At 71.7% G+C, this 12,355-nt stretch carries 13 protein-coding genes; 11 read left to right on the top strand and 2 right to left on the bottom strand.

The features are described 5' to 3' along the window. The first annotated feature begins 97 nt into the window (after positions 1-97). The 3 genes from ACGF2Y_RS09690 (at position 98) to ACGF2Y_RS09680 (ending at position 2,578) form a co-directional block, all read left to right on the top strand. Complete coding sequence (locus tag ACGF2Y_RS09690) at positions 98-1,267, top strand: serine hydrolase domain-containing protein (protein WP_392944623.1); 1,170 nt, start codon at positions 98-100, stop codon at positions 1,265-1,267. 75 nt (positions 1,268-1,342) lie between these two features. After that, positions 1,343-1,840, top strand: coding sequence for a peptidylprolyl isomerase (locus tag ACGF2Y_RS09685; RefSeq protein ID WP_392944621.1), 498 nt, complete (start codon positions 1,343-1,345; stop codon positions 1,838-1,840). Between the two features lie 198 nt (positions 1,841-2,038). Continuing rightward, complete coding sequence (locus tag ACGF2Y_RS09680; protein ID WP_392944619.1) at positions 2,039-2,578, top strand: hypothetical protein; 540 nt, start codon at positions 2,039-2,041, stop codon at positions 2,576-2,578. A gap of 24 nt (positions 2,579-2,602) precedes the next feature. On the opposite strand, the gene ACGF2Y_RS09675 is transcribed toward ACGF2Y_RS09680, so the two are convergent. Next, positions 2,603-3,022: a DUF5997 family protein gene (locus tag ACGF2Y_RS09675; RefSeq protein ID WP_392944617.1), complete on the bottom strand. Its 420-nt coding sequence runs from the start codon at positions 3,020-3,022 to the stop codon at positions 2,603-2,605. Between the two features lie 58 nt (positions 3,023-3,080). On the opposite strand from ACGF2Y_RS09675, the gene ACGF2Y_RS09670 reads away from it, so the two are divergent. Both ACGF2Y_RS09670 and ACGF2Y_RS09665 read left to right on the top strand, forming a co-directional pair. Next, positions 3,081-3,896 (top strand): LysR family substrate-binding domain-containing protein, encoded by an 816-nt coding sequence (locus ACGF2Y_RS09670; RefSeq protein ID WP_392944615.1) that lies wholly within the window; start codon positions 3,081-3,083, stop codon positions 3,894-3,896. A 232-nt stretch (positions 3,897-4,128) separates the two neighbouring features. Next, positions 4,129-5,424 (top strand): hypothetical protein, encoded by a 1,296-nt coding sequence (locus ACGF2Y_RS09665; protein ID WP_392944759.1) that lies wholly within the window; start codon positions 4,129-4,131, stop codon positions 5,422-5,424. Between the two features lie 201 nt (positions 5,425-5,625). On the opposite strand, the gene ACGF2Y_RS09660 is transcribed toward ACGF2Y_RS09665, so the two are convergent. Next, a complete protein-coding gene (locus ACGF2Y_RS09660) occupies positions 5,626-6,234 on the bottom strand; it encodes a GPP34 family phosphoprotein (RefSeq protein ID WP_392944614.1) in 609 nt (202 codons plus the stop codon). Positions 6,235-6,785: 551 nt separating this feature from the next. On the opposite strand from ACGF2Y_RS09660, the gene ACGF2Y_RS09655 reads away from it, so the two are divergent. From ACGF2Y_RS09655 to ACGF2Y_RS09630, 6 genes are all read left to right on the top strand, one after another. Beyond that, positions 6,786-7,130 carry a hypothetical protein gene (locus ACGF2Y_RS09655; protein ID WP_392944612.1) on the top strand — a complete coding sequence of 115 codons (345 nt, stop codon included), beginning with the start codon at positions 6,786-6,788 and terminating at the stop codon, positions 7,128-7,130. Positions 7,131-7,285: 155 nt separating this feature from the next. Next, positions 7,286-8,314 carry an N-acetyl-gamma-glutamyl-phosphate reductase gene (gene argC / locus ACGF2Y_RS09650; protein WP_392944610.1) on the top strand — a complete coding sequence of 343 codons (1,029 nt, stop codon included), beginning with the start codon at positions 7,286-7,288 and terminating at the stop codon, positions 8,312-8,314. Beyond that, on the top strand, positions 8,311-9,465 hold the full coding sequence (argJ, locus tag ACGF2Y_RS09645; protein ID WP_392944608.1) for a bifunctional glutamate N-acetyltransferase/amino-acid acetyltransferase ArgJ: 1,155 nt from the start codon (positions 8,311-8,313) through the stop codon (positions 9,463-9,465). The genes argC and argJ overlap by 4 nt, the downstream gene beginning before the upstream one ends. Before the next feature lie 154 nt (positions 9,466-9,619). Beyond that, positions 9,620-10,588: an acetylglutamate kinase gene (argB, locus tag ACGF2Y_RS09640; RefSeq protein ID WP_392944606.1), complete on the top strand. Its 969-nt coding sequence runs from the start codon at positions 9,620-9,622 to the stop codon at positions 10,586-10,588. Further along, positions 10,585-11,790, top strand: a complete 1,206-nt coding sequence (locus ACGF2Y_RS09635) for an acetylornithine transaminase (protein WP_392944604.1) — start codon at positions 10,585-10,587, stop codon at positions 11,788-11,790. Before argB ends, ACGF2Y_RS09635 begins: the two co-directional genes overlap by 4 nt. Positions 11,791-11,815: 25 nt before the next feature. Then, entirely contained in the window at positions 11,816-12,352 is a 537-nt protein-coding gene (locus ACGF2Y_RS09630; RefSeq protein ID WP_019764598.1) for an arginine repressor, read from the top strand. The last annotated feature ends 3 nt before the right edge of the window (positions 12,353-12,355 follow it).

Below are 12,355 nucleotides of genomic sequence, written 5' to 3'. Positions count from 1 at the left end.
GGCGCCACCGACTCTTCCCTCCGGTCCGACCAGTCGGTACGTTGCGGGGGCATCCGGTTCCGATGCCGGACCCGCGCCCGCGACGAGGGAGGCCCCCGTGCCGCAGATCCACGGCCACTGCGACGACCGGTACGCCGGGGTCCGGGACGCCTTCGAGGAGAACTTCGCGGACCGCGGCGAACTGGGCGCGGCGGTGACCGTCCTCGTCGACGGCGAACCGGTGGCGGACCTGTGGGGCGGCTGGGCCGACGCGGCCCGCACCCGCCCCTGGGAGCGGGACACCCTGGTCAACGTCTGGTCCACCGGCAAGGGCCCGACCGCGCTCTGCGCCCATGTCCTGGCCGACCGGGGGCTGCTCGACCTGGACGCCCCGGTCGCCGCCTACTGGCCGGAGTTCGCCAGGAACGGCAAGGAATCCGTCCTCGTACGCCACCTCCTTTCGCACCGCTCCGGAGTGGCCGGGCCCGACACCCCGCTCATCCTGGAGGAGCTGTACGACTGGGAGACGGCCTGCGCCCGGCTCGCCGCCACCGCGCCCTGGTGGGAGCCGGGCACCCGCTCCGGCTACCACGCGATCAGTTACGGATTCCTCGTCGGCGAAGTGGTCCGCCGGATCACCGGGCTGCTGCCCGGGGCGTTCCTCCGGCAGGAGATCACCGGACCGCTGGGCATCGACTTCACCTTCGGCCTCCCGGAGAGCGAGACCCACCGGCTCGCCGAACTCGTCCAGGAACGCCCCGACCGGGCCGCCCAGGCCGCCCTCCTGAACCGGATGGCACCGGTCGCCGTCGCCTCCCTGCTCAACCCGCCCACCGGTCTGGCCGCCGCCAACACCCCCGCCTGGCGGGCCGCGGAGATCCCCGCCGCCAACGGCCACGGCACCGCCCGCGCGGTCGCCGCGCTCTACGGGATCCTGGCCGGTCGTGGCAGTCTCGACGGCCGCCGGATCCTCTCCGAGAAGGCCGCCGCCCGGGTCGGCGAAGGGCAGGGAGCCTGCCGCGACCTCGTCCTCGGCGACGGCTTCGCACACGAGACGGAGATCGGCCTCGGCCTCTGGCTGAGCGGTGCGAACCGCTCGTACGGCCCCGACCCGCGCGCGCTGGGCCACGACGGCGCGGGCGGCTCCTGCGGCCTGGCCGACCCGGATGCCTCAATCGCCCTCGGATACGTCATGAACCGGATGGGCTCCCGGCTCGCCGACGACCCGCGCAAGACGGCCCTGGTGAACGCCGTCTACGCGGCCCGCGGGGAGACCGCCGGGAGGTGAGCGGAACAGGACATCCGACGTACCGACCCAACCCCGGGTTTCACCTGCGGTTGCCAGGAATGTGAGGATGTCACCATGACAACCAAGGTCTACTTCGACATCACCATTGACGACGCGCCCGCAGGGCGGATCACGTTCAACCTGTTCGACGACGTCGTCCCCAAGACGGCGGAGAACTTCCGCGCGCTCGCCACCGGCGAGAAGGGCTTCGGCTACGCCGGCTCGTCCTTCCACCGCGTCATCACGGACTTCATGCTCCAGGGCGGTGACTTCACCCGCGGTGACGGCACCGGCGGCAAGAGCATCTACGGCGAGAAGTTCGCCGACGAGAACTTCAAGCTCAAGCACGACCGCGTCGGCCTGCTCTCGATGGCCAACGCCGGACCGAACACCAACGGTTCGCAGTTCTTCGTCACCACGGTGCTCACCCCGTGGCTGGACGGCAAGCACGTGGTCTTCGGCGAGGTCGCCGACGACGACAGCATGGCCCTGGTCCGCAAGATCGAGGCGCTCGGCTCCCAGAGCGGCAAGACCAGCGCCAAGGTCACCATCGCCGAGTCCGGCGCTCTCTGACCTGCCCGGCAGCCTGCTGACCGATCAGACAGCCCGCTGACCGACCGGACAGCCCGACGGGCCCGCGGCGGGCCGTTTCCACCGACGTACGCGTCGGCGGTGCGGCCCGGCCGCGGGCCCGTGGCATGTGCCCGGCCGTTTCCCTGACACGGGCCCCGCGGTCGGGCAGAATTTGAGGTGTCCACGGCGGGGGAAGCGATGCGACGTACCGAAGCCGCACGAGGACTCGGCGGAGTCGTCCGCGAGCACCGCACCGACGGCGGCAGACGCCTGCGGTTGGCCGGGGTCCTGCTGGTCGTGGGCGCCGTCGGCTTCGCCTTCGGCGTGCCCGTGACCATCGCCTCCATCGGCACCACCAACGGTGCGCCCGAGCTGGCGGGACTGCTGCTCGGGGTGGGGCTGGTCGGGCTGGGCCTCGGGGCGTGGCGGCTGACGCAGGCCCGGCGCACACGGGAACAGTGCTTCGACGTCCACGAGCGGGGGCTGACCCACCGGGTGGCGGGAACCGCCACCCTGATCCCCTGGACGGACATCGTGCGGGTCGGGGCCGCCTCGGCCGACGACGGACGCCCGATGGCCGAGGCCCGGGGGATGGGTTTCGGCTTCGCCATCGAACTGCGGAGCGCCCGGAAGATCCGGGTGGACACCTTCACCGAGGACGCGCGGGAACTGGCCGCGACGATTCACCGCGCGGTCAGCCTGGGCGAGTTTCCGCGGGGCCGAGGCCGCCGGCCCTGACGCCCCCCGCTCCCGCGGCGGAACTCAGGCGCTCGGCTCGCCGGACTGCTGGTCGCCGGAGTGCGCGGCCCGCTCGGCGTTGCGCTCCTTGATGCGAGCGGCCTCCTTGCGCACCTCGGCCTGCGTGGCGCGCTCCTTCTGGAGCCACTCGGGCATCTCGTCCTTCAGCGCGTCGATCTGCTCGGTGGTGAGCGCCTCGGTGACCCCGCCGCGGGCGAGCCCCGCGATGGAGATGCCGAGCTTCGCGGCGACGACCGGGCGCGGGTGCGGACCGGTGCGGCGCAACTCCACCAGCCAGGCGGGCGGGTCGGTCTGGAGGGCGTTGAGCTCGGTGCGGGAGACGGCACCCTCCTGGAAATCGGCGGGGGTGGCCTGGAGGTACACACCCAGCTTCTTCGCCGCCGTGGCGGGCTTCATGGTCTGGGCGGTCTTGTGCGACGTCATGGGTCCAGGGTATCGACCATGGGACATACCTCCGACCACCGACCGGTAGCCTGGTTCCGTGACAGGCTCGGACATCCCCTCATCCTTCAGGCTCGCGTACGTTCCCGGCGTGACGCCCACCAAGTGGGTGAGGGTCTGGCACGAGCGGCTGCCCCGCACCTCCCTGGAACTCGTCCGGGCCACCGCCGCCGAGGCGCCGGAGCTGCTGGCGGGCGGCGGCGCCGACGCCGGTCTCGTACGGCTCCCGGTCGACCGGAGCGTCCTGAGCGCGATCCCCCTCTACACCGAGACGACCGTCGTCGTGATCCCCAAGGACCATGTCGCGACCGCCGCGGAGGAGGTGTCGCTCGCCGAGCTGGCCGACGAGATCGTGCTGCACCCGCTGGACGACCTCCTCGACTGGGAGACCCTGCCCGGCCGCCCCGCCGTCGAGCGCCCGGCGACCACGGCGGACGCGGTCGAGCTGGTGGCGGCGGGCGTGGGCGTCCTCCTCGTCCCGCAGTCCCTGGCCCGCCTCCACCACCGCAAGGACCTCACCTACCGTCCGGTCCCGGAAGCCCCCGGGTCGCGCGTCGCCCTGTCCTGGCCCGAGGCGGAGGTCACCCCCGACCTGGTGGAGGAGTTCATCGGGATCGTCCGGGGACGCACCGTCAACAGCACCCGGGGCCGTGCGGCCACTCCGCCGCGCCCGACGGCGAAGGACCAGGCCAAGGAGAAGGGCAAGGGCGGAGACAAGGCCAAGGGCAAGCGGGTCGGCGCGGGCGGCGGGCCGGGCGGCGGCGCCCGGCACAAGCCCGCGGCAGGCAGGAAGCCCCAGTCGGGCGGCCGGGCCGGCGGCCAGAGCGGCAAGCGCGGAAAGCCGCGGGGCCGGTAGCGCACCGGTCCGACGGCGCGACGCCACCCCACGCCGGTTGTCTCGTTGATGGGACAACCGCCGTATGCAGGGGAGCGTCCGTCCGATGCCCAACACCCACAGGCCGTTGTGGAAGACCCACTGGCCGTCGCGCAACATCCACTGGCCGTCGCGGAGCGTCCACTGGCCGTCGCGCAACATCCGCGGGCTGTCGCCGAGCACCCGCAGAACCCAGCACCTCGGCCTCATCGGGATGCTGCTCATCGCCGTGGCCTTCGCCGGACTCCAGCTGACGGCGGTCACCGGACGGGCCTCGCCCGACACGAAGAACTACCTCTCCTACGCCCTGAGTCTCAGCGGCGAGAGCCGCCAGGAGGCGGGCCGCCTGGCCATCGCCTACTCCTGTGCCAGCGGGCAGCACGCGCCCCTGGACTCCATCCCCTGGACCAGTAGGAAGGCACCGGGCGAATCGGAGGAGCAGTGCGTGCGCCGGCTGAACGAGTCAGTCGCGTACTGGTCCCGCCACGGCAGCACCTCGGGGATGACCGCGCCGTTCGCCAACCAGCGGTTCATGGCCATCTTCGAGGCGAGGCCCGGCTATCCGCTGTTCCTGGTCCCCTTCGTGACCGCCTTCGGCGCCACCTGGGGCCTCTGGCTCGCCGGGCTGGTCGTCGCGCTGGCCGCGAGCTTCTGCGTCCTGCTCACCCTCCGTATCGCGGGCGCTTCCTGGCGCGCCGCTCTGGCCGGGCAGGCCCTGTACCTCGCCCTGCCCACCGGCACCGTCGCCATGAACCCCCTGAGCGACGGGCTCTCCCTGGCGCTCGGCATGGCGGTCGTCCTCGGCTGCACGCTGCTGCTGCGGGACCGGCCCCGTACCGGAGCGGCGCTCGTCGCGGGCGGCCTCGCCCTGATGTTCCTCGTCCGCTACTCGCAGGCACTGCTGCTGGCGGCCGCTCTCACGGGCGTCTTCCTGCTCCGGTCCGGGTGGCTGCGCCTGAAGCGGCGGCAACCCGCCCCCGTACTCCGGGCGGCCGGGCTGTGCGGTGTGCTGGCGGTGCTCATCTACGCCGGGGCGCACCTCCTGTCCTGGCCCATGGGCGAGGACAGCGCCCAGGACCTGCTGACCCACCACTACCAGCGCCCCGATCGGCCCGACCCCTGGCCCGAGTTCTTCGTCCAGGAGCAGGTCTTCTGGACGGCGTGGCTCCAGCGCCAGGCCACCTACCCGGCCCTTCCTGCCCTGCTCGCGCTCTCGGCCTGGGCGCTGCTGAGACGGCGCTCCGTGGTGCTGCCCGTCGCCCTGGCGGCAGGGGCGGCGGGCCTCCTCAACCAGGCGGGCCACCCGAACCTGGACCAGCTGCTCGGCTACCGCCTCATCGTCTTCGTCTGGCTGCTGCCCGTCCTGGCGGTTCCGCTGCTCCTGGACCGGCCGGCGGCCCCCGCGTCCGGGGGAGGTCCCTCTCCCGATGTCGCGCAGCCGAAGAACGTACGCCGAGGCCGGAGCGACGGCGCGGTCCGTGTCGTGGGGCGGCTCCCCGGGGGCACGTGAGGCACCCGCCCCACCGCCGGAGCCGCCCCGGGCGCACGGCCGGACGGACGGCCGCCCGCCAACGTTCGGAGCGCTCGTACTGAGTCCGTGCAGAACCGTGCCGGGTCAGAACGGTTCCAGACCAGAACCGTGCCGGGCCAAAGCAGTGTCAAGGCCACAGCCGTGTCAAGGCCGAACCGGAGCGGCCGGGGCCGCCCCGGCTCACGGTCCGCGCCAGACGTTCGCGAAGGCCGTGTTCTCGATGGTCCGCCTCTGACGGACGGACTCCAGCTCCATCACCGCTTCGTGGACGGTGGCGACCACGGTCGTCACCGTCTCGTCGTCGAGGCGGGGTTCGTCGTCGTCGGATCGTCCCCCACCGATGCCCACGACCGATGCGAGGGCGGCCAGGACGGGTTCCGCCTCCTCCCGGCGGGCGACGGCCCGGCGCCGGGCGGGTGTGTCGACCAGCTCCACGCGTTTGGGGCCGAAGGGCAACCGGCCGCTTCTCTTCTGCGTGAGCTCGCCGTCCTCCTCCAGCGCGTCCTGGTAGGTGGCCGAGAGGTCGCGGCCACGTCGCCAGAGCCAGTCCTCGATCCGCTCGTAGGGCGGTTTCCGGGTGATCCGCGCAGCGGCCTCGCCGAGAAGCCGGTCGTCCGGCACCGTCGACCCGCCCGGCACGATGAGGTCGCCGTCCACGGCGATGGCCCCCGCCCCGACGAGATCGAGGAGTTCGGCTCCCGCGAGTGCGAGCGACAGGTCGCCCTGGCCCACGGTGTGCTCCGGCTCCGGGGCCATGGCGATGATGAACAGGTCTTTCGCCGTGGTCATGAACGGCTCCTCTCAGAGACATCGACAAGGCGGCCCCCACCGGCCCGGCCCCGGCCAGGAGCCGGTCCGCCGGCAGGGCGACTGCCACGACCAGTATCGCCTTCGCCCGTCCCGGGTCCGCTGTCACATGTCGTCTGCCGGGCAGCTGTTCTGATCGAGAGCCGCCCGGCACGCACCTGTCGTCGGCATGTCCGGCACGCACCTGTCGGCATGTCCGGCACGCTCCTGTCGGCACGTCGCGGTCTCCTCGTCGGCGCGGACCTCCGTGGAGGAGACGGCGGCTGACGTACGCGCGGCGCGGCGGCTCACCGGTCGCCGAGGCGCTCGTACGCGGTGATGTGCCGTAGTGCGTGACGGATCCGGCTCCGGATCATGGGTGGTCGCTTTGTGTGCCACCATATGTGCGCAGCGTAACTGTCGCTGTCGCCTCGGTGACCCTCGCGCGGAAGATCTCGCACACGTTCCCGCGCGTGGCCTCACTCGCAGCCCGTTCTGCCCACCGGGAGGAACGGGTCATGGCAACACCCCTATTCACCAGAAGGATTTCACCCATGCGCTTTCGCTCCACCTTTCCGGCCGTTCTCGGTGCCGCTCTGCTTCTCGCCGCCATCCCCTCCTCCGCCTCGGCCGCCGAGGGGCAGTTCCGCTACGACTACGTGACGGTCGAGGGGTACGAGGCGACCGGCTTCCTGAACAGCCCGCCCAGCGGCCGGTGCATCGATCTCCCGGGTGTCGGCGCGGAGAACCCCCAGCCCGGCCACTCTCCGAAGAACCGCACGGACGCCTGGGCGCAGGTCTTCACCGGCACTGACTGCGCGGGTGACTCCTTCCTCCTCCGCCCGCACACCGGCGGGGCCTCGGAGCGGCTGAAGGTGCGTTCGGTCCTCTTCTTCTGACGTACCGCTTCTTCTGGCGGTAGCGCCCGATCCCGGGCCGAGTGCGTCACTGTTCCCGCCGGTCAGGGGCCCCGGGGCCCGCCGCCCGCCGATAAGCACATTGCATAAAAGTGCGTAGATGCGTATAGTCATGCCATCGATCAGGAGGGTTACCGATGGTGGTACGAGCAGCAGTGGCAGGGGCGAGCGGATACGCCGGCGGGGAGCTGCTCCGCCTTCTGTCGGCGCACCCGGAGGTCGAGATCGGCGCCCTCACCGGGCACTCCAACGCCGGGCAGACGCTCGGATCGCTCCAGCCGCATCTGAGGCCCCTGGCCGACCGGGTGCTGGAGCCGACCACCGCCGAGGTGCTCGCCGGGCACGACGTCGTCTTCCTGGCGCTCCCGCACGGGCAGTCCGCCGCCGTCGCCGAACAGCTCGGTGAGGAGGTCCTCGTCGTCGACATGGGGGCCGACTTCCGGCTGAAGGACGCCGGTGACTGGGAGACGTTCTACGGGTCCCCGCACGCCGGTACCTGGCCCTACGGGCTGCCCGAGCTGCCGGGCGGGCGGGCCGCGCTCGCCGGGGCGCGGCGGATCGCGGTGCCCGGGTGCTACCCGACCGCCGTGTCCCTCGCGCTCTTCCCCGCGTACGCGGCCTCCCTCGCCGAGCCCGAGGCCGTGATCGTCGCCGCGTCGGGCACCTCCGGTGCGGGCAAGGCGGTCAAGCCGCATCTGCTCGGCTCCGAGGTGATGGGCAACATGACCCCGTACGGCGTCGGCGGCGGACACCGTCACACGCCCGAGATGATCCAGAACCTCAGCGCCGCCGCGGGTGAGCCGGTCACGGTCTCCTTCACGCCCACCCTCGCGCCCATGCCGCGCGGCATCCTCGCCACGTGCAGCGCGAAGGCGAAGTCCGGCGTGAGCGCGGAGAGTCTGCGCGCGGTGTACGAGAAGGCGTTCGCGGACGAGCCGTTCGTGGACCTCCTGCCCGAGGGGCAGTGGCCCGCCACCGCCGCGGTGTACGGCTCCAACGCCGTACAGATCCAGGTCGCCCACGACGGAGCCGCCGGACGGATCGTGGTCATCTGCGCCATCGACAATCTCGCCAAGGGCACTGCGGGCGGCGCCCTGCAGAGCATGAACATCGCCCTCGGACTTCCCGAGGACACAGGTCTTTCGACGATCGGAGTGGCACCGTGAGCGTCACGGCAGCACAGGGGTTCTCGGCGGCGGGCATCGCCGCGGGAATCAAGGACAGCGGGAACCCGGACCTGGCCCTCGTGGTCAACAACGGGCCGCGCCGCGCCGCCGCGGGCGTCTTCACCTCCAACCGCGTCAAGGCCGCCCCGGTGCTCTGGTCGGAGCAGGTGCTCAAGGGCGGCGAGGTCACCGCCGTCGTCCTCAACTCCGGTGGCGCCAACGCCTGTACGGGACCCAAGGGGTTCCAGGACACCCACGCCACCGCCGAGAAGGCCGCCGAGGTGCTGGAGGGCCACAGCGCGGGCGAGATCGCCGTCGCCTCCACCGGGCTGATCGGCCTCCTGCTTCCCATGGACAAGCTGCTCCCCGGCATCGAGCAGGCAGCCGCAGCCCTCAGCGAGCACGGCGGTGAGAAGGCCGCCATCGCCATCAAGACCACCGACACCGTGCACAAGACGGCCGTCGCGGGCGGCGAGGGCTGGACCGTCGGCGGCATGGCCAAGGGCGCGGGGATGCTCGCCCCGGGCCTGGCCACCATGCTCGTCGTTCTTACCACTGACGCCGACGTCGAAGCCCCCGTGCTGGACGCCGCGCTCCGTGACGCCACCCGCACCACCTTCGACCGGATCGATTCCGACGGCTGCATGTCCACCAACGACACCGTGCTGCTGCTCGCCTCCGGCGCCAGCGGAATCACCCCGGAGCAGGGAGAGTTCGCCGAAGCCGTACGGGCCGTCTGCGCGGACCTCGCCCGGCAGCTCATCGGCGACGCCGAGGGCGCCTCCAAGGACATCCGCATCGAGGTGATCAACGCGGCCTCGGAGGACGACGCCGTCGAGGTGGGCCGGTCCATCGCCCGTAACAACCTCCTCAAGTGCGCCATCCACGGAGAGGACCCCAACTGGGGCCGTGTGCTCTCCGCCATCGGCACGACGAAGGCCGCCTTCGAGCCGGACCGGCTCAACGTCGCCATCAACGATGTCTGGGTGTGCAGGAACGGATCCGTCGGAGAGGACCGCGACCTCGTCGACATGCGCTACCGCGAGGTCCGCATCACAGCGGACCTCGCGGCAGGTAAGGCTGTGGCGACGATCTGGGCGAACGACCTGACGGCCGACTATGTCCATGAGAACAGCGCGTACAGCTCTTGACGTGCTCGCCCGAAGGCGAGTCTCACCGTCACCGGTGAGGCTTCCTGTTTCAAGGGCGGCAGCCGGTTCGGACGCATCCGACTCGGTCTCACGTCGCCTCCGCAGGCCAACACCGCCCGCCCGGCGGCTGGTCACAGCCTCTAGGAAGCCGAGGATGACCGTCAATCACTCAGACGGGGGAACGCAGAGCCCCGCCAGGAAGCACACCGCCCTGCCCAAGGCGCAGATCCTCATCGAGGCGCTGCCCTGGCTGACCCGGCACAACGGCAAGACCGTCGTCATCAAGTTCGGCGGCAACGCCATGATCGACGAGGAACTGAAGGCCGCCTTCGCCCAGGACGTCGTCTTCCTGCGCCACGCCGGTCTCAAACCCGTCGTCGTGCACGGCGGCGGCCCGCAGATCAGCGCCCAGCTCGACAAGCAGGGACTCGTCAGCGAGTTCAAGGCCGGGCTGCGGGTCACCACCCCCGAGGCGATGGACGTCGTAAGGATGGTGCTCGCCGGACAGGTCCAGCGCGAGCTGGTCGGGCTCCTCAACCAGCACGGCCCGCTCGCCGTCGGCATGACCGGCGAGGACGCCCACACCATCACCGCCACCCAGCACCGGCCCACGATCGACGGCGAGCTCGTCGACATCGGCCGGGTCGGCGAGATCACCGCCATCGACACCGGGGCCATCCAGGCGCTGCTGGACGACGGTCGCATCCCGGTCGTCTCCTCCATCGCCCGCTCCGCCGACGACCACCACGTCTACAACGTCAACGCCGACACCGCGGCCGCCGCGCTCGCCGCCGCCCTGAACGCCGAGACGCTGATGGTCCTCACCGATGTCGAGGGGCTGTACGAGGACTGGCCCAACAGCGACGACGTGATCAGCCGGCTCACCGCCGGTCAGCTGGAGAAGCTGCTGCCCGAGCTGTCCAGCGGCATGGTCCCCAAGATGCAGGGCTGTCTGCACGCCGTGCGCAACGGCGTCGAGACCGCCCGCGTCATCGACGGCCGGGTCCAGCACTCGATCCTGCTGGAGATCTTCACCGACGAGGGCATCGGCACGATGGTCGTGCCGGACGCCCCCATCGACGTACGAGCAGCCGACGGACACCAGCAGCAGGGGGAATCATGACCGGCACCGGAGCCGAAGGGCTCACCGCGCGGTGGCAGGGCGCGTTGATGGACAACTACGGCACGCCCCGCCTGCCGCTCGTCCGCGGTGAGGGCGCCCACGTCTGGGACGAGGACGGCACCCGCTACCTCGACTTCGTCGGCGGCATCGCGGTCAACGCGCTCGGCCACGCCCATCCCGCCGTCGTCGAGGCCGTCTCCACCCAGATCGCCTCCCTCGGCCATGTGTCGAACCTGTTCATCGCCGAGCCGCCCGTCGCGCTCGCCGAGCGGCTGCTCCAGCTCTTCGGCCGTCGCGGCCGGGTCTTCTTCGCCAACTCCGGCGCGGAGGCCAGCGAGGCCGCCTTCAAGATCGGCCGGCTCACCGGGCGCACCCACATGGTCGCGACCGACGGCGGCTTCCACGGCCGGACGATGGGCGCGCTCGCCCTGACCGGCCAGCCGGGGAAGCAGGCGCCGTTCCGGCCGCTGCCCGGCGATGTCACGCATGTGCCGTACGGGGACGCCGACGCGCTCAGGGCCGCGGTGAGCACCGACACCGCGCTGGTCGTCATCGAGCCGATCCAGGGCGAGAACGGTGTCGTCGTCCCGCCCGAGGGCTATCTGGAGGCCGCTCGTGAGATCACCCGGGCGACCGGGACGCTGCTCGTCCTGGACGAGGTCCAGACCGGCATCGGCCGCTGCGGCCAGTGGTTCGAGCACCAGGCCCACCACGGCGTGGAACCCGACCTCGTCACCCTCGCCAAGGGCCTCGGCGGCGGTCTGCCGATCGGGGCGACCGTCGCGTTCGGTCCGGCCGCCGACCTGCTGAAGCCGGGGCACCACGGCACCACCTTCGGCGGCAACCCGGTCGCCTGCGCCGCCGGACTCGCCGTCATCGACACCCTCGCGGCCGACGGCGTGCTCGACGACGTCAAGCGGCTCGGGGAGAAGATCCGCGCCGGAGTCGAGGCGCTGGGACATCCGCTGGTCTCCCATGTCCGCGGCAGTGGCCTGCTGCTGGGTATCGTGCTCACCGGACCCCTCGCACCGCAGGTGCAGCAGGCGGCCCAGGGAGCCGGCCTCCTGGTGAACGCGCCCGCCCCCGATGTCGTACGGCTCATGCCGCCGCTGATCATCGGTGACGCGGAGGTGGACGCGTTCCTGGAGATCCTGCCGAGCGCTCTCGACGCGGCACACGGGGACGGACGATCCGGAGCATGACCCTCCGGAGAATGAGGCGACGACGATGACCGAGGCGCAGGAAACCGAGCACGGCGGGCCGTCCGTGCCGCAGACCCGCACCGCCCGCCACCGCCGGATCGTGGACATCCTGAACCGGCAGCCGGTCCGCTCGCAGAGCCAGCTGGCCAAGCTCCTCGCCGACGACGGGCTGAGCGTCACCCAGGCGACGCTCTCCCGCGACCTCGACGAGCTCGGCGCGGTGAAGATCCGCAACACCGGCGGCGAGCTGATCTACGCGGTGCCGAGCGAGGGCGGATTCCGCACCCCGCAGGCGCCGCTGGGCGGCTCGGCCAAGGAGGAGCGGATGCGCCGGCTCTCGGCCGAACTGCTCATCTCGGCGGAGGCCTCGGCCAACCTCGTGGTGCTGCGTACGCCGCCGGGCGCGGCCCAGTTCCTCGCCTCGGCCATCGACCAGGCCGAACTGCACGACATCCTCGGCACCATCGCGGGCGACGACACGCTGATGCTCATCAGCCGCGACCCGAACGGCGGTCAGGCGCTCGCCGACCACCTGCTGAGGCTTGCTCAGAACGACCGCTGAATT

The sequence above is a fragment of the Streptomyces sp. NPDC048142 genome (genome assembly GCF_043202835.1).
Taxonomy (GTDB): Bacteria; Actinomycetota; Actinomycetes; order Streptomycetales; family Streptomycetaceae; genus Streptomyces.
The sequence above is the reverse complement of the archived record's forward strand: the minus strand, read 5'-3'. Positions and strand labels throughout refer to the sequence as shown.

Excerpts from the sequence above, each read along its gene's own strand:
- ACGF2Y_RS09685 (WP_392944621.1), top strand. The coding sequence starts at position 1,343 with ATGACAACCAAGGTCTACTTCGACATCACCATTGACGACGCGCCCGCA.
- ACGF2Y_RS09680 (WP_392944619.1), top strand. The coding sequence starts at position 2,039 with ATGCGACGTACCGAAGCCGCACGAGGACTCGGCGGAGTCGTCCGCGAG.
- ACGF2Y_RS09675 (WP_392944617.1), bottom strand. The coding sequence starts at position 3,022 with ATGACGTCGCACAAGACCGCCCAGACCATGAAGCCCGCCACGGCGGCG.
- ACGF2Y_RS09665 (WP_392944759.1), top strand. The coding sequence starts at position 4,129 with ATGCTGCTCATCGCCGTGGCCTTCGCCGGACTCCAGCTGACGGCGGTC.
- ACGF2Y_RS09660 (WP_392944614.1), bottom strand. The coding sequence starts at position 6,234 with ATGACCACGGCGAAAGACCTGTTCATCATCGCCATGGCCCCGGAGCCG.
- ACGF2Y_RS09655 (WP_392944612.1), top strand. The coding sequence starts at position 6,786 with ATGCGCTTTCGCTCCACCTTTCCGGCCGTTCTCGGTGCCGCTCTGCTT.
- argC (WP_392944610.1), top strand. The coding sequence starts at position 7,286 with ATGGTGGTACGAGCAGCAGTGGCAGGGGCGAGCGGATACGCCGGCGGG.
- argB (WP_392944606.1), top strand. The coding sequence starts at position 9,620 with ATGACCGTCAATCACTCAGACGGGGGAACGCAGAGCCCCGCCAGGAAG.
- ACGF2Y_RS09635 (WP_392944604.1), top strand. The coding sequence starts at position 10,585 with ATGACCGGCACCGGAGCCGAAGGGCTCACCGCGCGGTGGCAGGGCGCG.
- ACGF2Y_RS09630 (WP_019764598.1), top strand. The coding sequence starts at position 11,816 with ATGACCGAGGCGCAGGAAACCGAGCACGGCGGGCCGTCCGTGCCGCAG.